Genomic DNA, 18,859 nt, shown 5'->3' on the forward strand with positions numbered 1-18,859 from the left:
TCGTCCGGATGCTGCTCGACTCCCGGTTCTCGATGTGGATGGCGTGGGGCCCGGACCTCACGATGTTCTACAACGACGCCTACCGGCGCGACACGCTGCGCGACAAGCACCCGTGGGCGCTGGGCCGATCCGCGCCCGAGGTGTGGGCCGAGGTCTGGGACGACGTCGGCCCGCTGATCGGGTCGGTGCTCGCCGGCGGTGGGGCCACCTGGGACGAGGACCTCCTGCTGATCCTGGAACGCAGCGGCTACCCCGAGGAGACCTACCACACCTTCTCCTACAGCCCGCTGCACGAGGACGGCGCCGTCGCCGGGATGCTGTGCGTGGTCACCGAGAACACCGACCGCGTGCTCAGCGAACGCCGCATGCAGACGCTGCGCGACCTCGCCGCCGACCTGGGGCCGACCCGCACCGGGGCGCAGGTGTACGCCGCGGTCGGGCGGGCGCTGGGCGGCAACCCGCAGGACGTGCCGTTCGGGCTGGTCTACGAGTTCACCGAGGACGGCGGGACCCGGCTCGCCGGCTCCACGGGCATCGCGGCCGACGCGCCCGGTGCCGATCCGGCCGGCTGGCCGCTCGACCCGGTGCGCGAGGGCGGCACCGCGGTCGTCGAGGACCTGGCCTCCCGCCTGCCGGGCCTGCCCCACGGCGCCTGGGACCGGCCGCCGTCGCACGCCGTGCTGGTCCCGCTCGCCGGGGCGCAGGGCGAGACCCGGATGCGGGGGGCGCTGGTCGTCGGGCTGAACCCGTTCCGGACCTTCGACGAGCGCTACCGCGCCTTCGTCGACCTCCTGGCGGGCCAGGTCGGGGCCGCGCTGGTCGCCGCGGGCGCCTACGAGGCCGAGCGCGAGCGGGCCGAGGCGCTCGCCGAGCTCGACCGCGCCAAGACCGACTTCTTCTCGAACGTCAGCCACGAGTTCCGCACGCCCCTGACGCTGATCATGGGACCGGTCGAGCAGCTGCGCGACGACCCGCCGGGGCCCGACCGGCTCGCCGCGGAGCTCGACGTCGTGCACCGCAACGCGCTGCGCCTCGGACGGCTGGTCACCACGCTGCTCGACTTCTCCCGGCTGCAGGCCGGACGGCTGCACGCCACGTTCGAGCCGACCGACCTCGCCGCCCTCACCACCGAGCTGACCAGCCTGTTCCGGTCGGCGATGGAGCGCGCCGGGCTGGACTACACGGTGGACTGCCCGCCGCTGCCCGGGCCGGTCCACGTCGACCGGGAGTCCTGGGAGAAGGTCGTCCTCAACCTGCTGTCCAACGCGCTGAAGTTCACCCTGGACGGCCGCGTCGCGGTCGCCCTGCGCGCCGACGGCGACGACGCGGTCGAGCTGACCGTCGCCGACACCGGGGCCGGGATCGCGGCCGAGGAGCTGCCCCGGCTGTTCGAGCGGTTCCACCGCATCGCCGGCGCCCGCGCCCGCTCGACCGAGGGGTCGGGCATCGGGCTCGCCATGACCCGCGAGCTGGTCACCCTGCACGGGGGGACGATCACCGCGGCGAGCACCGCCGGCGCGGGCACCACGTTCACCGTCCGGATCCCGACCGGCACCGCCCACCTCGACCCGGACCGCGTCGCCGACACGGCGTCGGGCGGCGCACCGACCGCGACCTCGGAGGCGTTCGTCGGAGAGGCGCTGCGCTGGCTGCCCGGCCCGGCACCGGCGCCTGTCGTCGTCGACGGGACGGGCCCGGATGCACCGGCCTCCGCGGGCCGGATCCTCGTCGCCGACGACAACGCCGACATGCGCGAGTACCTGCAGCGGCTGCTGGCCGACCGCTACGAGGTCCAGCTCGTCGAGGACGGGAAGTCCGCGCTGACCGCGGCCCGGGAACGCCCGCCGGACCTGGTCGTCACCGACATCATGATGCCGGTCCTCGACGGCATGGAGCTGCTCGCGGCGCTGCGCGGCGACCGTCGTACCGCCGGGGTGCCCGTCCTGCTGCTCTCCGCCCGGGCCGGTGAGGAGGCCGCGATCGAGGGCCTCGGCGCCGGCGCGGACGACTATCTGGTCAAGCCCTTCTCCGCGGCCGAGCTCGTGGCCCGGGTCAACGCCCACCTGAAGCTGGGCCGGCTCCGCCGCGACGCCGAGGCCCGGTTCACCGCCATGGCCGACCTGGCCCCGGCCCTGATCTGGGTCGCGGACCCGGACGGCGCGCGGACCTACGTCAACTCCGGCTGGCAGGAGTTCACCGGCCGGGACGTCCCCGCGGACCTCGGCGACGGCTGGACCGACGGGCTGCACCCCCAGGACCGGCAGCGCTACCGCGACCGCGTGACCCCGGCGCTCGCGTCCGGGACGGGCTGGCAGATCGAGTACCGGCTCCGCCGCGCCGACGGCGCCTTCCGCTGGATCCTCGAGCACGCCGTCCCGCTGCACACCGGCACCGACGGGACGGTCACCGGCTGGGTGGGCAGCGGCACCGACATCAACGTCCGGTACCGCGAGTCCGAACGCCAGACGCTGCTCGCCCGGCTCAGCCGGGAGCTGGACGGCCCCGACGGCGTCGACGACCGGCTGCGGCGGCTGACCGCGCTGCTCGTCGAGACCCGGCTGGCCGACGCGTGCACGGTCCGCCGCGTCGACGACGCCGGGCAGCGCGTCCGCGTCGCCCGGTACGGTCCGGACGCCGCGACGGAGGAGGCGCTCGACGAGCGCCCCGCCGAGACCCCGTTCAGCCTCCAGGTCCTCGACACCGGCGCCGCCGTCCTGTGGGACGACACCGCCCCCGGCGCGACGGTCCCCGGCTCCTCGATCCCCGCACGCTCCGCGGTCGGGGTGCCGCTGTCCGCGCGCGGCCGGACGCTGGCCGTCCTGGTGCTGGTCCGGGGCCCGCGGACCACCCCGTACACCCCTGACGACATCGAGCTCGTCACCGAGCTCGCCGACCGGGCCGCGCTCGCGCTCGACAACGCGCTGCTGCTCGCCGACGAGCGCGCCAACGCCGACCGGCTGGCGCTGCTGCAGCGGGCCACCGCGCAGCTGTCGGCCGCCGCCGACCCGACCGAGGTGGCCCGGACCGTCGTCACCCACCTGACGGCGCTGCTCGGCACCTGCCGGATCGCGGTCTACGAGCTCGACCCGGCCGGGCAGCAGCTGCGGGCACTGGCCCTGCACGGCGTCGCCGACCCGCAGGCGTGGCGCGAGGTGCCGCTGACCTCGCCGGTGCCGGCGGCGGTGACCGCCCGCCGGGCCCGCGCGCTGTGGCTGGAACCGGGCACCGACTGGCGGGAGCGCCACCCGGAGACCGCCACCCTGCTCGACGGCCTCGGCCACGCGACCGTCTTCACCCTCCCGCTGGTCACCGCCGCCCGCACCGTCGGCGTCATCGCGGTCGCGTTCGGGACGCCGCGCCCGCTCACCCCGAACGAGCGCGCCACCCTGCTCGCCCTGACCGACCCGGCCGCACAGGCGCTCGAACGCGCCCGGCTCTACCGCGCCGAGCGGGAGGTCGCCCACACCCTGCAGCGCACGCTGCTGCCCGCCCGGCTGCCCGACCTCGACACCGTGGAGGTCGCGGTGCGCTACCAGGCCGGCGCCGCGGGTACCGAGGCCGGCGGCGACTGGTACGACGTCGTCGACCTCGGCGGCGGGCGGGTCGGGCTGTCGGTGGGCGACGTCGTCGGACAGGGCGTCGCGGCGGCCGCGGTGATGGCCCAGCTGCGCACCGTGCTCTCCGGGGCCGTCCGGCAGGGCCGCGACCCCGCGTCCGCGCTGGAGCTGCTCGACGAGTTCGCGACCTGGATCCCCGGTGCCCGCTACTCGACGGCGGCCTGCGTGGTCGTCGACCCCGGGCCGCGGGGAGCTGCGCTGGGCGCGGGCCGGGCACCTGCCCGTGCTGGTCGTCGACGAGAACGGCAGCCGTTACCTCGCGGGCGGCCACAACCCCGTCCTCGGCGTCCGCGGCCGGCCGCCCTTCGGCGAGGGCGTCGCCCCTATCGCGGCCGGGCAGACGCTGGTCCTCTACACCGACGGGCTCGTCGAGCGCCGCGGCGAGGTCGTCGACGAGGGGCTGGACCGGCTGGCCCGGATCGCCGCCGAGGTCGCGGGGCTGTCACCCGAGCAGTTCGCCGACCAGATCGTCGGCCGGGCCCTGGCCGGGGCCGCCCACACCGACGACGCCGCGCTGGTCTGCGTCCGTGTCCTCCCGCCCGACATCGACCTCGCCGTCCCCGGGTCCGCCCGGGAGCTGCCGGCGATGCGCCGCCGGGTCCGGCGCTGGGCCGGTCACGTGGGCCTGGGCGAGGACCTCGGCGACGACCTGGTCCGCGCGATCGACGAGGCCGCCGCCAACAGCGTCGAGCACGGCTACGCCGAGTTCGACCCGCCCGGCGAGGTGCACCTGCGTCTCGGCTACACCCCGCACGACGGCGTCCGGGCCCGGGTCGCCGACACCGGCCGCTGGCGGCCACCGCCGCCCGACCCCGGCTACCGCGGGCGCGGCCTGCAGATGATCCGCGCCATCGCCACCACCGCCGAGATCGACACGGCGGGCGGGGGCACCGTGGTGCGCATGCGGATCACCCCGGACCCGCGCACGCCCGCCGCGGCGCAGCAACCGGCGCCGCCCGTACGGCCCTCCCCCGGACGCCGGCGCACCGAGCTGCACGACGACGGCCGCAGCGGCGACGCCCGCCGCCTCACCCTGGCCGGCGACCTCGACCTCGCCGGGGCCGCCGAGATCCGCGACCGGCTCCTGGAGCTGGTCGCCGTCGGGCCGGTGCTCCTCGCCCTCGACGGACCGACCTACGTCGCGAGCAACGGCGCCGCCCTGCTCGCCGAGGCCGCCGACCGGGCGGGCGCCCGCGGGCACCGGCTGCGGGTCGAGGTGCCGCCGGGCCCGGCACGGCACGCGCTGGAGCTCTCCGGGCTGCTCACGCTCCTGGGGTGAGGGCCCGTCGGCCCGGCGCACAGCTGCCGGGCGGGCCGCCGCGACCGGGTCAGCGGCAGACCACGTCGTCGGGCGGGAGCGTCCCGTCCACCAGGTACGACGTCGTGACCCCCAGCGCGCACGGGGTGTCCCCGACGCCCGCGTAGACGCCGTGACCGCTCCCGTTCTCGACGACGAGCCGGGCCCGGTCGCCGAACTTCTCCCGGAGGAGCTCACCGCCGCGCAGCGGGGTGACCGGGTCGTGGCGGTTCTGCACGATCAGTACGTTCGCCGGGCCCTCGTCGAGCACACGGACCGGCGGCTCGGCCGGCTCGTACGGCCAGAAGGCGCAGGGCAGTACGTTCGCGCTCGCCGCGCCGTACACGGGGAACCGCTCGCGGTCCTGCGCCACCGCCCGCTGGTAGACCGCGACGTCCCGCGGCCAGGCGACGTCGTTGCAGGTGGTGGCGAGGAACGCCGTGTACGCGTTGTCCTGCGGCGACGGGCCCGCGGGCGGTGCCGGGGCGGGCGGCGCCGGGGCGGGCGGCGCGTCGGCGGACAGCAGCGACTGCCAGGCAGCGGCGGTGCTGCCGTAGAGGGTCGGGCCGTACAGACCGACGAAGGTGGCCGCCCGGAACACCCGCCCGTCGACCCCGCCCGACGGCCGGTCGTCGAGCCGCGCGGCGAGCCGGAGATAGGTCTGCCGCACCTCCTCCGGGGTGGCGCCCAGCCCGTAGGTGCCGTGCCGGTCGGCGGCCCAGCGGGCGAAGTCCCCGAAGGTCTCCTCGGCGCCGAGTGCGTAGCGGCGGATGCCGTCGGGGTCGAGGTGGGTGTCACCGACGTTGCTGTCGAGTACGACGCGGTCGGAGCGGTCGGGGAACAGGGAGGCGTAGGCCGCCCCGAGCGCCGACCCGTAGGAGAAGCCGAGGAAGCTCGCCTCCTCCTCGCCGAGCGCGGCCCGGATGCGGTCCGTGTCCCGGGCGACGTTGGCGGTCGTGACGTGCCGCAGGTGCCCGTTGCGGTCGTTCGCCGCGCACCGCTGCGCCACCTCCCGCGCGACCTCGGCCGTCCGCAGGACCGCCGCGTCGTCGGCGGCGTACGGCGGGATGTTGCCGATGTAGTCCTGGTCGGTGGTGAACCCGCAGCTCACCGGGTCCGAGTGGCCGACCCCGCGGGTGTCGAACCCGATGATGTCGTAGCTCTCCTGCACGCTCGCCGGCAGACCGCGCTTCACCAGGTCGTTCGCGAACGCCAGCCCGGTCCCGCCCGGACCCCCGGGGTTCAGGATCAGGATCCCGCGGCGCTTCTCCGGCTTCGTGCTCGCCAGCCGCGACACCGTGATCGTGATCTGCGCGCCGTCGGGGCTGCCGTAGTCCAGCGGCACCGGGATCTGCGTGCACTGCAGCGCCACCAGCGGCGCCACCACGTCCGCCGGGCAGGGGCCCCACTCCGGCCCCGCCGTGGGTTCCGCCGCCCCCGCGGGTGCGGCGACCACCGCACCGATCAGCCCGGCCAGCAGCGCCGGCACCGTCGCCCGTACGAGCCTCCGTCGTCCTCGCATCGTTCCCGTCCCCTCGTCGCGGTCGGGACGGACGCTAGGAACGTCGTCCGGCTCGGCACATCGATCGAACGGCGACGGCGCCCGACCGAAGTCGTAGTACGGGACCTTCGGCCGGGCCGGCTGTGCCGCCAGGCCCTGCCCCGCACCCGGCGCCCGGCGGAACATCGGATCAGGGACGACGGAGGAGGTCACCATGGTCGAGGCCGGGGTGCGCGGGCGGTTCACGGTGATGGTCGCGCTGGCCGGCGCCGACCGGCGGTCGCTGGACACCGCGGCCGCGATCGGTACCGAGCTGGCGGGGCAGGGACTGCGGCCACTCCTCGTCCGGGCGGGCGACGCCCACACGCTCGCCGGGGTCGCCGGGGTCGTGCTCGTCGGGGCGTGGGGCAGGCCGTGGGCCCGCCTCGCCGCGAGTCGGTTCCTGCACCGGCACGCGACCGTGCTGCGGGTCCGTCCGCTGTGGATGGTCGACGCCGCGCCCGCCGGGGACGGTCACCCCCACCCGGTGCCGGCGCCGGACCTGGAGCTCCCGGTGCGGCTGCACACCGCCGGGACACACGGCGGGCGGGAGTGGGCGGCCGGGCTCGCCGCCGCGGCGGTGTCGCGGTGACGGCGTCGCCGTCCGGGCCGGACGTGCTGCGGCGGGCGCTCGCGGCGGCGGTGCGCGCGCCCTCGGTGCACAACACCCAGCCGTGGCGCTGGCGGGTCACGACCGACCGGCTGGAGCTGCACGCCGACCCCGACCGACGGCTGCCCCACACCGACCCCGACCGGCGCGACCAGCTGGTCAGCTGCGGGTCAGCACTGGGCTTCCTGCACGTCGCGCTCGCCGCGCTCGGGGCGGGCCACGAGGTCGTCCGGTTCCCGACCGGGGACCGGAACCACCTGGCGACGGTCCGGCTCACCGGGACGCCCCCGGAGCCCGCCGACCGCACGGTCGCGGCGCTGGCCCGGGCCATCCCGCGCCGTCGCACCGACCGGCGGCCCTTCCGCGAGGGCGTGGACTCGCGGCACGCGCGCGCGGTCCTCGGCGAGCACGCGGCGCGCTACGGCACCACCCTGCACACCGTGACCGACGCGGTCGCCCGCGAGCATCTCGCCGCGCTGGAGGACACGGCCGCGCGGGAGATCCGCGCCCGCCCCGGCCAGGCCGCCGAGCTGCTGGTCTGGACCCACCGCTACCCGGGTTCCCACGACGGGGTGGCTGCCGGGTCGCTCCCCCGCGGCGCCCCGTGGCGGCCGGGCCCCGACCTGGGCGTGCGCTTCCCGGGCGGCTCGCTGCCGACCCGGGCCGCCGCCCGCGACGAGGCCACGATCATGGTGCTGACCACCCACACGGACGACGACCCGGCCCGGCTCGTCGCCGGGGAGGCCGCCGGGACCGTGCTGCTCGCCGCCACCGCGCTCGGTCTCGCGACCTGCCCGCTCTCGCGGGTGCTGGAGACCTCGCGGACCCGGTCGGAACTGGCCCGGCAGGTCCTGCGCACCACCGACCACCCGCAGCTGCTGCTGCGCGTCGGCCGCGCCCAGGACGACGCGGAGCTGCCGGAGACACCGCGCCGGAGCCCCGCCGACGTCCTGCTGCACTGACGTCCCCGTGACCGGGGCCACCCGGCCGGCGGGACCTTCGGCCCGGCCAGTGTGCCCGGAACACACGTTAGCCTCGCTCCGACGACCCGGACCTCGGAGGACGACGGTGACGATCTCGGTGTTCCTGCTCGACGACCACGAGATCGTGCGCCGGGGGCTGGCGCAGCTGCTCGGTATGGAGGACGACATCGAGATCGTCGGCGAGGCCGGAACCGCGGCGCAGGCCCTCGCCCGCGTCCCCGCCCTGCGCCCGGACGTCGCGCTGCTCGACGTCCGGCTGCCCGACGGCGACGGCGTCTCGGTGTGCCGCGACCTGCGCTCCGCGGTCGTCCCGCCACCGGCCTGTCTGATGCTGACCTCGTACTCCGACGACGAGGCGCTGTTCGGAGCGATCATGGCCGGGGCCGCCGGGTACCTGCTCAAGCAGGTCGCGGGCGTCGACCTCGTGGGTGCTGTGCGCACGGTCGCGGACGGCGGCTCACTGCTCGACCCGCGGGCGACCGCCGCGGTGCTGCAGCGGCTGCGCACCGGCGGCTCCGACGCCGACGCCGACCCCCGCTACGACACCCTCAGCCCACAGGAACAGCGGATCCTCGGGCTCGTCGCCGACGGGCTCACCAACCGTCAGATCGGCGCCACCCTGCACCTGGCCGAGAAGACCGTGAAGAACTACGTGTCCTCGATCCTGCACAAGCTCGGGTTCTCCCGGCGCACCGAGGCCGCCGTGTACGCGGTCGAGCGCCGCCACGGGCACTGACCCGCTCAGTCCAGCGGGACCCGCCACCGCAGCCGGGTGCCACCGGTCGCGACACGCTCGGCGACCGAGGTGCCACCGAGTTCGGCCGCGCGGTCGGCGATGTTGCGCAGCCCGCTGCGCCGGTCGGTCGGGCCGATGCCGCAGCCGTCGTCGACGACCTCCGCGGTCAGCTCACGCCCGGCCTCGACGCTCACGTGCAGCGTGCTCGCACCGGAGTGGCGGACCGCGTTCGACACGGCCTCACGCACCACGGCCAGCAGGTGCACGGCGACGTGCGCCGGCACGACGGTGTCGATCGGCCCCGCGATGTCGACGGTCGCGTCGATCCCGGACGCGGCCGTCCCGTGCGCGACGGTGTCGAGCAGCTGCCGGCGCAGACCGCCCTCCCCCTGGTCGGCGGTGTGCAGGTCGAAGATCGAGGTGCGGATCTCGCGGACCGTGCGGTCCAGCTCGTCGACGGCCTGCCCCACCTGTTCGCGCACGCCCGCGCCCGCGGGGTCGTCGCCGACACGGCGCAACGTGCTCTGCAGCGTGAGGCCGACCGCGAACAGCCGTTGGATGACGTGGTCGTGCAGGTCGCGGGCGATGCGGTCGCGGTCGGCGAGCACTGCGAGCTCGCGCTGGGTCCGCTGCTTCTCCCCCAGCTCCAGGGCCAGCGCCGCCTGGTCGGCGAAGGACACCAGCAGCGGCACCTCCGACGGACGGAACGGCGGGTCCCCGGCGGCGCGGCGGGCGACCAGGACCCCGCGCACCGTTCCCACGACCCTCATCGGCACCGCCACGACGGGCCCGCGGGCACCGTCGACGCTGACCGCGACCTCGGTGATGTCGGCCAGGACCGGCTGGCCGAGCTCGACGGCCCGGCGCAGCAGCGCGTCCTGGGGACCGCTGACGAGCGGCGGGCGGCCCGCGGTCGCACCCTCGCGGAACCCGCCGTCGTGGTCCGGGCCCAGCGCGATCGACGTCCCGTCGGCGCGCGACAGCTCCAGGCTGCGGCGGGCGACGAGGCCGAGTGTCGCGGCCTCGTCGGCTCCGGCCAGTACCTCCCCGCGGATCTCGGCCAGCGCCTCCAGCCACTGCTGCCGGAGCAGGCCCTTCTCGAACAGGTCGGCGTTCTGCACGGCGATCCCGGCGGCGGCGGCGAGCGCCATGAGGATCAGCTCGTCGTCGGCGGTGAACTCGGTGCCGGTGCGCTTCTCGGTGAGGTAGAGATTGCCGTAGACGGCGTCACGAACCAGCACGGGGACGCCGATGAAGCTGCGCATCGGCGGGTGGTGCGGTGGGAAGCCGACCGAGGACGGGTGCGCCGACAGGTCGTGCAGGCGCAACGGCCGGGGGTCGGCGATCAGCTGGCCGAGCAGGCCACGGCCCTCGGGCGGGCGCCCCAGCGCGATACGGGTCGCCTCGTCCAGGCCGACGTCGATGAAGCGGGCGATGCTGCCGTCCGGGGCGAGCACCCCCAGCGCACCGTAGCGGGCGTCGACCAGGTCGACCGCGGACTGCACGATCCGCTGCAGCGTGGTGTCCAGCTCGAGGCCTGCCGCGACCCCGAGCACCGCGTCGAGCAGCCGCTGCGTCCGGCGCCGGGTGGAGGCGATCTCGGCGAGACGCTCCTGCACCTCGGCGATGAGGTGGTCCAGGCGCAGCCCGGCCAGGATCCCGGAGATCTCCCCGGTCCCGTCACCGGCGTCGTCGGTCGTCACTGGCACCGCCTCCCCGGGGAGGCCGCGTCCCGGGCCGCCCCACCCCGACGATACGGCCGTCGAGGACCGGGACCTTCGCACCTGTCCGACCGGAACCGGCAGCGCCGACCATCGCCCCCGCAGGCACCGGTGAACGCCCGGTCCCGGGAAGGACGCACATCATGGACACCGTCGGTGCGGACGCGCCGGTCACCCCGATCCTCGGTCTCGACGCCGCGACGACCGCCCGGGTGCTGGCCACGGCGGGCCGGGCGCCGTCGCTGCACAACGCCCAGCCGTGGCGGTTCCGGACCGGCGCCGACCACGTCGAGCTGCGGGCCGACCCCGCGCGACGGCTGCCGGTCGCCGACCCGACCGACCGCGAGCTGCGGATCGGCTGCGGGGCGGCGCTGTACTCGCTGCGTCTCGCGCTGACCGGGGCCGGGATCCGCCCGCTCGTCACCCGCCTCCCCGACCCGTCGGACCCGGAGCTGCTGGCGGTGGTCCGTCGCGGCGCGACGATGCCGCCCACCCCCGAGCAGCGACGGCTGCTGGAGGCGGTGCCGCGCCGGCACACGAACCGGCGACCGTTCTCCGACGTCCCGGTGCCGGCCCCGGCCCGCACCGCGCTCACCCGCGCCGCCTACGAGGAGGGCGCCTGGCTGCAGTTGGTGACCGACCCGGACGACCTCGCCGTACTGGGCCGCCTCGCCCGCGAGGCGCACGCCCGGCAGTCCGCCGACCCCGCGTTCGTCGCGGAGATGGCGGCCTGGACCGGGCGGCACGGCGGCCACGACGACGGTGTCCCGGCCTCCGCGGGCGGACCGCTGCCGGCCCCGAACCACCCGTGGGTGACCCGGGACTTCGGCGGCCCCGCCCACCCGCGGCCCGCGCCGGCCGCGTTCGAGTCGGCGCCGCTGATCGCGGTGCTGACCTCGCACCTCGACGGCCCCCGCGACGACCTGCGCGCCGGCGAGGCCCTGGCGCGGGTACTGCTGACCGCGACCGCCGAGGGCCTGTCGGCCTCGCCGGTGTCCCAGCTGGTGGAGGTCCCCGACGTGCGGGAACGGGTGCGCCGCTCGCTCGCCCGGGACCGGCCCCCGCAGGTCGTCCTGCGCCTGGGCCACGGGGTCCCCGTCCCGGCGACTCCGCGGCGCCCGGCCGCCGACCTGATCGACCCGGGCTGACCCGGAGCACCGGCCCGGGACCTTCGTCCCGGGCCGGCGGGCCCTCCGGTGGGCCGCGGGCCGACCTTCGACCGGAGCCCCGTCCACCCGGCGCGGACGACGATCGGGTGACGGGTCCACACGGGACCCGCCGGCTCCGGAGGGCGTGATGAACCTCGACCTCGCGCGGTGGCAGTTCGCGATCACCACCGTCTACCACTTCCTGTTCGTCCCGCTGACGATCGGCCTCTCCCTGCTCGTCGCGGGCCTGCAGACCACATGGTTCGTCACCGCCGACGACCGCTGGCTGCGCGCCACGAAGTTCTGGGGAAAGCTCTTCCTGATCAACTTCGCGATGGGCGTCGTCACCGGCATCGTGCAGGAGTTCCAGTTCGGGATGAACTGGAGCGACTACAGCCGCTTCGTCGGCGACGTCTTCGGTGCCCCGCTGGCGATCGAGGGGCTGCTCGCCTTCTTCCTGGAGTCGACCTTCCTCGGCCTGTGGATCTTCGGCTGGGACCGGCTGTCGAAAGGCGTGCACCTGGCCTGCATCTGGCTGGCCGCGACCGGCACGGTGCTGAGCGCCTACTTCATCCTCGCCGCCAACTCCTGGATGCAGCACCCGGTCGGGTCGACGGTGAACCCCGCGTCGGGCCGGGCGGAGCTGACCGACTTCGGTGCGCTGCTGACCAACTCCACCGCGGTCGGGGCGTTCTCCCACACCCTGACCGCCTGCCTGGTGACGGCCGGGATGTTCCTGGTCACGATCAGCGCGTGGAACCTGGTCCGGGACCGCCACCCCGAGGTCTTCCGTCCCTCGATCCGGGTCGGGCTGTGGACGACGCTGGCCGGGAGCCTCGGCGTCGTCCTCACCGGGGACCTGCAGGCCCGGCTGATGACCGAGCAGCAGCCGATGAAGATGGCCGCGGCGGAGGCGCTCTACGACACCGTCGCGCCGGCGTCGTTCTCGGTGTTCACCATCGGCTCCCTCGACGGCACCCGCGAGCTGTGGAGCCTGCGGGTGCCGCGGCTGCTGTCGTTCCTGGCCACCGGCACCTGGGACGGCGAGGTGGAGGGCATCCACCAGCTGCAGGAGAAGGCCGTCGCCGCGTTCGGGCCGGGTCTGTACACACCGGACATCCCGCTCAGCTACTGGATGTTCCGGCTCATGATCGGTTTCGGGGTGCCGGCGGGGCTGCTCGCCGTCACGGGGCTCTGGCTGACCCGGCGTTCGCGGGCGACGCGGCGGCTGCCGCGCTGGTTCGGCCCGGCCGCCGGTCTGGGGCTGGCCGCACCGCTGCTGGCGAACACCGCGGGCTGGATCTTCACCGAGGCGGGCCGCCAGCCCTGGGTCGTCTACGGCGTGCTCCGGACGGCCGACGGCGTCTCGCCGAGCGTCGGCTGGGCGTCGGTGCTCACCTCGCTGGTCGTGTTCACGCTGCTCTACGGCGCGCTGGCCGTCGTCGAGGTCGTCCTGCTCGTCCGGGCCGTCCAGGCGGGTCCGCCTCCCCCCACGGCCGTGACCGTCCCGGAACCGTCCGGCACCCCCGCCCCCGTGGCGACCTACTGAGGAGGCGACCGACATGGCACTCGTCGACGTCTGGTTCGTCCTGATCGCGGTCCTGTGGACCGGATACCTCTGCCTGGAGGGCTTCGACTTCGGGGTGGGGATGCTGCTGCCCGTCGTCACCGGCGACGAGACCGACCGTCGCGTCGCGCTCGGCACGATCGGCCCGGTGTGGGACGGCAACGAGGTGTGGCTGATCGTCGCGGGCGGCGCGACCTTCGCCGCGTTCCCGGAGTGGTACGCGAGCCTGTTCTCCGGCTTCTACCTGGCGTTCCTGCTGCTGCTCGTCGCGCTGATCCTGCGCGGGATCGCGCTGGAGTACCGGGGCAAGGAGCCGCGCTGGGCCCCGGTGCTGGACCGCGTGCTGACCGGCTCGTCGCTCGCCGCGGCGCTGCTGCTCGGGGTGGCGCTGGCGAACATCGTGCACGGTGTCCCGCTCGACGCCGACCACGAGTTCACCGGCACGCTGCTCACCCTGCTCCACCCCTACGCGCTGCTCGGCGGCGTCACCACGGTGCTGGTCTTCGCCCTGCACGGGGCGGCCTTCCTCGCGCTGAAGACCGACGGCCCGGTGCGCGAGCGCTCCACCACCGTCGCGGTGACGGCGGGGCTGTGCGCGATCCCGGCGGGTGCGGCGTTCCTGGTCTGGACGCTGCTCGACGGCGCCCCGGTGTGGGTCGTCGCCCCGGTCCTGGTCGCGGCCCTCGGGCTGGGCGGCGGGACCCTCGCCGCCGTCCGGGGCCGGTCGGGCTGGTCGTTCACCGCGACCACGGTCGCGATCGTCGCCGTCGCGGTGACGCTGTTCGGGTCGCTGTACCCGGACGTGCTGCCGTCGACGACCGACCCGGCCTACTCGCTGACCGTGGTGAACGCGGCGTCGACGCCCTACACGCTGACGATCATGACCTGGGTGGCTGCGGTCGTCACGCCGGCCGTGCTCGCCTACCAGGCCTGGACGTTCTGGGTGTTCCGGCGGCGGCTGACCCGCGAGGACGTGGTGGACGCGGCGCACTGAGGCCCCGGGCGGGCGACGGTGTCGGGCGCGGGACGCGGCGGCGATCCCCATCAGCTCCAGCCGGTCTGCCGTCTCCGACCCCGGCCCGCGCCCGTGGACGACGAGCTGCTGTCCGGGCGCCGACCGGGCGTGGGCGTGCGGCTCGGCGACCCGTGTGTCACATTACGGAGGCGTGACCGTGCCGTCCCGTGGTGCGGTTCCGGCCGTTCCCGCACCGGCCAGGGTCGCGTGGTCGCTGTCCCGGCGGCTCGTTCCGACGCGTGAGCCGTGCGGTCGTGAGGACCGCCCGTCCCGTGTCCCGAGGGTCGACCGGAGAGCTCGCATGACGACGTCCCCACCCACCGGCACGTCCCCCCGCCCGACGACGGCGGGCGGGTTCGGCGAGCTGGCCGCCCTGGTGTCCGGGGCGGGTCTGCTGCAGGAGGCCCGTCGCGCCTACCTGCTCCTGTTCGCGGCGAACGCGGTCCTGCTCGCCGGCGGCCTCACGCTGTTCGTGTGGCTCGGCCCGTCCTGGTGGCAGCTGCTGCTCGCGGTGTTCTTCGCGGTCGTGACCACGCAGCTGGCCTTCATCGGCCACGACGCGGGCCACCGTCAGATCTTCGCCGGCCGGCGTGCCAACGACGTCGTCGGCTACCTGCACGGCGGGCTGGTCGGGCTGAGCTACGGGGCCTGGGTCACCCAGCACACCGCACACCACGCCCATCCCAACCACGCCGACGACGACCCGGACATCGACATCCCGGTGCTCGCCTTCAGCCCCGAGCAGGCCGCCGCCACGCGGGGCCCCGTCCGATGGATGGTCGGCCACCAGGCGTACCTGTTCCTCCCGCTGCTGTTCCTGGAGGGGTGGAGCCTGCACCTCACCGCCGTCCGGGCGATCCTGCGTCGAGAGGTCCCCCGCCCGCGGCTGGAGGCGGCGTTGCTCGTCGCGCACGCCGTCGGGTACCTGGGGGCGGTGTTCTGGGTCCTCGCGCCGGTGCAGGCCGTCGCGTTCGTCGTCGTGCACCAGGGGCTCTGGGGCGTGTACATGGGCCTGGCGTTCGCTCCGAACCACAAGGGGATGCCGGTCATCCCGGCGGGCCGTCGACTGGACCACCTGCACAAGCAGGTGCTGACCTCGCGCAACGTCCTCGGCGGTCGGGTGCTCGACGTCGCGCTGGGTGGCCTGAACTACCAGATCGAGCACCACCTGTTCCCCCGGATGCCACGCCCGCACCTGCGCCGCGCTCAGCCGATCGTGCAGGAGTTCTGCACCACCCACGGCCTGCCCTACACCCGGACCGGTCCCCTGCGTTCCTACGCCGAGGTCCTCCGTCACCTGCACGAGGTCGGCGCCCCGCTGCGGCGCCCCACCGGGCCACCGGCCGACTGACCCGTCCCCGGGTCCGCTCGGGGCGACAACCCCGAAGGAGAACCATCAGCATGGACGACCCGACCGCCTCGACCGCCTCCGACCACACCACCCCGGACGAGCCGTGCCCGGTCTGCCCGCATCCCTGGGAGGACCACGACGCGATCGACCGGAGGTTCTGCTCGGCGAAGATCGCGGGTGACGTCGTCCGGCCCGGCGACGGGCAGCAGGACCGTCGCGTCGGTGCCGGTGAGACGCCGCGCGAGCGGCCCGACCCGGCTCCGCACGAACGCGGGGAACGGCTCGTGGGCCCGGCCCGGGCCGGCCAGCCCGGCGGCGGGCCGGGCGGCCGCGGCGGCGGGCCGGGCGGCCGCCAGCAGCTCGGGGTCGTCCGGGTCGAGCAGGACAGCGCCGCCGGGCGCCGTCCCGCCACGTCGGGCGGCAGGCCGACCGCGCCCAGCAGCCGGACCGCCTCGGCGCGGGCGCCGGCGGCGGACAGGCCGTGGAGCCGGCGCAGCGGGCGGGCGACGGCGGCCCCCGCGGTGCGGGCCGGGTTGAGCTCGTGGACGGGGTGCTGCCCGACCAGCGCGACGACGCCCGGGGTGCGGTCACCCACCGGCCACGGCGTGGCGGCACCGGCCAGTGCGAGGGTGCCCCCGGTGACCGGCCGCACCCCGGCCAGTGCCCGGAGCAGGGTGGTCTTGCCGCAGCCGGATGGCCCGGTGACCACGGTCAGCCCGCCGGGCCGCACGGGAACGACCACGTCCGCGGCGGCCCCGGGGACGGCCGTGGTGACGTGCCGCGCGTCGAGGACCGGTACCGCGGTGGGCGACGGCCGTGCTCCTGCCCCGGACGGCGGCGGACCGGCCGGGGACGGCGGCGGCGCGGGGGCGCCCACCCGCACGACCCGGTCGGCGACCGCGGCGACGGCCGGGTCGTGGGTGACGACGAGGGTGACGCCGCCGCGGGCCCGGAGCAGCTCGACGACGACGGCGGTCGAGGCGGGATCGAGGCCCGCGGTGGGCTCGTCGAGCACGAGCAGGGCGGGGTCGCCTGCCAGCGCCCTGGCGAGCGCGACCCGGCGGGCCTGGCCCCCGGAGAGCCGGTCGGGCCGCAGCCCCCCGACGGCCGCCGGGTCGAGGCCGACCGCACGGAGCGCCGCATCGGGGTCGGGGACGGGCAGCTGGGCCCGGGCGTCGCGCAGCGGGTGCAGCGCCGGGTCCTGCCCCGGCTGGCCGCCACCCCCTCGGTGGACGAGCTGCGGTACTGACCCGGGCGCCCCGGACCGCGTCCGGGGCGCCCGCCGGGCTCACCCCTGGCCGGGGGCGACCGGCAGACCGGTCCGGAACAGCTCCTGCTCCAGCCACACCGCCGCGGCGACGCCGCTCCCGGCGCCCACGCTCACCAGTGTCACGCCGTCGGGCAGCCCGGGCTGACGGGCCGCGTCGCCGGCGGCGGAGACCCCCGGGACCGAGGTCCGGCCGCACTCGTCGACGGCGATCGTGCCGTCGTCGAGCACGGTCGCGCCGAGGCTCCCGGCCAGCGCGGTGCCGGGGCGGGTCGGGGCGCGGTGGTAGATGCCGTCGCGGGCGAGGGTGGTGCCGTCGGCGAAGCGCAGCTCGAGTGCGCCCAGGTCGCCGTCGATCGCCGTGATCGGGGACTCCACGACCCGCACGCCGCCCGCCTCCAGGTTCGCCGCGACCCAGCCGGGCAGCTCGGCGGGGCCGTGGGTGGCGAGGACGACGTCGTCGCTGAACCGGTCCCGCACGTAGGCGGCGAGCATCCCGGCCAGGCCGTTGCCGATCACCACGAGCGCCATGCCGGTGGTCTCGTAGCCGTGGCAGAACGGGCAGTGGAACACCGAGCCGCCCCACCGCTGCGCCAGCCCGGGCACGTCGAGCGGCTCGTCGACCTGGCCGCCGGCCAGCAGCAGCCGGCGCGCCCGCACGACGGTGCCGTCGTCGAGGTCGAGGACGAAGTCGTCGAGGGCGCCGCGCACGCCGGTGACCCGGCCCGCCCGGCGGGTCACCGTCGGGTAGGCGTCGACCTCCGCGCGGCCGTCGGCGAGCAGCTGCGCCGGGTCCCCGCCGTCGCGGCCGAGGTACATGTGCATCTCGGCGGCCGGGGCGTTGCGCGGCTCGCCGGCGTCGACGAGCAGGACGCGACGCCGCTGGCGGCCGAGCACGAGGGTCGCCGACAGGCCCGCGGGCCCACCGCCGACGACCACCACGTCGTAGGTGTCGTTCACGCGTTCTCCAGTTCCGTGCGGACGGCGGGCAGGACCTCGGTCGCGAGGCGTTCGACGTTGGCGAGCACCGCGTCGCGCTCGCCGGAGGACTCGACGTGCAGCAGCACCCGGCCGGCCCCGCTCCCCCGGACCAGGTCGACGAGCCGGCGGGCACAGAGCTCGGGCGGCCCGATCGGCTGGCGGGCGAGGATGCCCGCGGCCAGCTCGTCGGGGGTGGGCCGCGGGCCGCGGTACTCCTCGACCATCACGTACTCGGCGTAGCCGGAGGCGAACACCGGCGCCAGCCGCTCGTGGACGACCCGTTCGGCCTCGGCGACCGAGTCGGTGACATGGGCCAGGGCCGCGGTGCCGTGCACCGGCCGCGCCGCGGTGAGCTGCTCGTAGTCGGCGACCAGCCGTGCCTGCTCGCCGGCGGTCTGGGAGAAGAAGAACAGCATCGGCAGGCCGTGCCGGGCGGCCAGCTCCACCCCGGTGACCGAGGTCGCGGCCACGTGCACCGGCGGGTGCGGACGCGTGTACGGCTCCGGGCCGGGTGCGACCTCGCGGAACCGGTAGTGCTCGGAGTCGGCGGACACCCGCCCGGTGAAGGAGTCGAGGACCAGGCCGAGCGCCTCGGGCAGCCCGGTGCGCCACCGCTCGATGCCGGTGCCGAGGACCTCGTGGTCCACCACCGGCCCGGCCCGGCCGACGCCGAGGTCGAACCGGCCGCCGGAGAGCTGGTCGAGCAGCGCCGCCTGCTCCGCGACGTGCACCGGCGGGTGCGTCGGCAGGATCGTCACCGCCGTGCCGACCCGCACCCGCCGGGTGCGGCCGAGCAGGAACGCGGCCAGCGTCGTCGCGGAGGGGTTGACGCCGTAACCGGTCAGGAAGTGGTGCTCGGTGGTCCACACCGACGCGAACCCGTGTGCCTCGGCCGCCTGCGCGACGTCCGCGGCCAGCGCGAACACCTCGGTCGCGCTCTGCCCGGGGAAGCGGTGGGTGAACAGCATGACGCCGAACGACGGAGGGGACACGCCTTAACAGTAGCGGATGTCGTTATCGACTGAC

Annotated in this window: 12 protein-coding genes and 3 pseudogenes; 10 read left to right on the forward strand and 5 right to left on the reverse strand. The window is 76.0% G+C overall.

Features of this window, described 5'->3' with window-relative positions; genetic code table 11:
• Positions 1-365 precede the first annotated feature (365 nt).
• Positions 366-3,734: pseudogene (locus tag AC0GKK_RS05785) on the forward strand (GAF domain-containing protein); the annotation flags it as partial.
• Between the two features lie 106 nt (positions 3,735-3,840).
• On the forward strand, positions 3,841-4,896 hold the full coding sequence (locus AC0GKK_RS05790; protein WP_489883990.1) for an ATP-binding protein: 1,056 nt from the start codon (positions 3,841-3,843) through the stop codon (positions 4,894-4,896).
• A gap of 49 nt (positions 4,897-4,945) precedes the next feature.
• Here the strand turns inward: AC0GKK_RS05790 and AC0GKK_RS05795 are convergent, their stop codons facing one another.
• Complete coding sequence (locus AC0GKK_RS05795; protein WP_489883323.1) at positions 4,946-6,436, reverse strand: alpha/beta hydrolase; 1,491 nt, start codon at positions 6,434-6,436, stop codon at positions 4,946-4,948.
• A 193-nt stretch (positions 6,437-6,629) separates the two neighbouring features.
• Here AC0GKK_RS05795 and AC0GKK_RS05800 point away from each other — a divergent pair, with 193 nt between their 5' ends.
• The 3 genes from AC0GKK_RS05800 to AC0GKK_RS05810 all read left to right on the forward strand — a co-directional run bounded on the left by AC0GKK_RS05800 (position 6,630) and on the right by AC0GKK_RS05810 (position 8,783).
• The gene (locus tag AC0GKK_RS05800; RefSeq protein WP_062401967.1) at positions 6,630-7,046 is read left to right on the forward strand and encodes a hypothetical protein; all 417 of its coding nucleotides are present in this window, start codon (positions 6,630-6,632) and stop codon (positions 7,044-7,046) included.
• Positions 7,043-8,026 carry an Acg family FMN-binding oxidoreductase gene (locus AC0GKK_RS05805; protein WP_489883324.1) on the forward strand — a complete coding sequence of 328 codons (984 nt, stop codon included), beginning with the start codon at positions 7,043-7,045 and terminating at the stop codon, positions 8,024-8,026. The genes AC0GKK_RS05800 and AC0GKK_RS05805 overlap by 4 nt, the downstream gene beginning before the upstream one ends.
• A 106-nt stretch (positions 8,027-8,132) precedes the next feature.
• The gene (locus AC0GKK_RS05810; RefSeq protein WP_062401952.1) at positions 8,133-8,783 is read left to right on the forward strand and encodes a response regulator; all 651 of its coding nucleotides are present in this window, start codon (positions 8,133-8,135) and stop codon (positions 8,781-8,783) included.
• A 5-nt stretch (positions 8,784-8,788) separates the two neighbouring features.
• Here the strand turns inward: AC0GKK_RS05810 and AC0GKK_RS05815 are convergent, their stop codons facing one another.
• Positions 8,789-10,486 (reverse strand): sensor histidine kinase, encoded by a 1,698-nt coding sequence (locus AC0GKK_RS05815; protein WP_489883325.1) that lies wholly within the window; start codon positions 10,484-10,486, stop codon positions 8,789-8,791.
• A 161-nt stretch (positions 10,487-10,647) separates the two neighbouring features.
• On the opposite strand from AC0GKK_RS05815, the gene AC0GKK_RS05820 reads away from it, so the two are divergent.
• From AC0GKK_RS05820 to AC0GKK_RS05840, 5 genes and pseudogenes are all read left to right on the forward strand, one after another.
• A complete protein-coding gene (locus AC0GKK_RS05820; RefSeq protein WP_489883326.1) occupies positions 10,648-11,652 on the forward strand; it encodes an Acg family FMN-binding oxidoreductase in 1,005 nt (334 codons plus the stop codon).
• A gap of 148 nt (positions 11,653-11,800) precedes the next feature.
• Positions 11,801-13,201 carry a cytochrome ubiquinol oxidase subunit I gene (locus AC0GKK_RS05825; RefSeq protein ID WP_489883327.1) on the forward strand — a complete coding sequence of 467 codons (1,401 nt, stop codon included), beginning with the start codon at positions 11,801-11,803 and terminating at the stop codon, positions 13,199-13,201.
• Positions 13,202-13,214: 13 nt separating this feature from the next.
• Positions 13,215-14,213 carry a cytochrome d ubiquinol oxidase subunit II gene (cydB, locus tag AC0GKK_RS05830; protein WP_489883328.1) on the forward strand — a complete coding sequence of 333 codons (999 nt, stop codon included), beginning with the start codon at positions 13,215-13,217 and terminating at the stop codon, positions 14,211-14,213.
• A 322-nt stretch (positions 14,214-14,535) separates the two neighbouring features.
• On the forward strand, positions 14,536-15,585 hold the full coding sequence (locus tag AC0GKK_RS05835) for a fatty acid desaturase family protein (protein WP_489883329.1): 1,050 nt from the start codon (positions 14,536-14,538) through the stop codon (positions 15,583-15,585).
• A gap of 50 nt (positions 15,586-15,635) precedes the next feature.
• Positions 15,636-15,716, forward strand: a pseudogene (locus AC0GKK_RS05840) (hypothetical protein); the annotation flags it as partial.
• Positions 15,717-16,027: 311 nt separating this feature from the next.
• On the opposite strand, the pseudogene AC0GKK_RS05845 reads toward AC0GKK_RS05840, so the two are convergent.
• The 3 genes and pseudogenes from AC0GKK_RS05845 to AC0GKK_RS05855 form a co-directional block, all read right to left on the reverse strand.
• A pseudogene (locus AC0GKK_RS05845) lies at positions 16,028-16,777 on the reverse strand (ATP-binding cassette domain-containing protein); the annotation flags it as partial.
• Between the two features lie 96 nt (positions 16,778-16,873).
• The gene (locus AC0GKK_RS05850; protein ID WP_489883330.1) at positions 16,874-17,812 is read right to left on the reverse strand and encodes an NAD(P)/FAD-dependent oxidoreductase; all 939 of its coding nucleotides are present in this window, start codon (positions 17,810-17,812) and stop codon (positions 16,874-16,876) included.
• On the reverse strand, positions 17,809-18,825 hold the full coding sequence (locus AC0GKK_RS05855) for an LLM class flavin-dependent oxidoreductase (protein ID WP_489883331.1): 1,017 nt from the start codon (positions 18,823-18,825) through the stop codon (positions 17,809-17,811). Before AC0GKK_RS05855 ends, AC0GKK_RS05850 begins: the two co-directional genes overlap by 4 nt.
• Positions 18,826-18,859: the final 34 nt, after the last annotated feature.

The sequence above is a fragment of the Pseudonocardia sp. P-1 genome, from assembly GCF_058111925.1.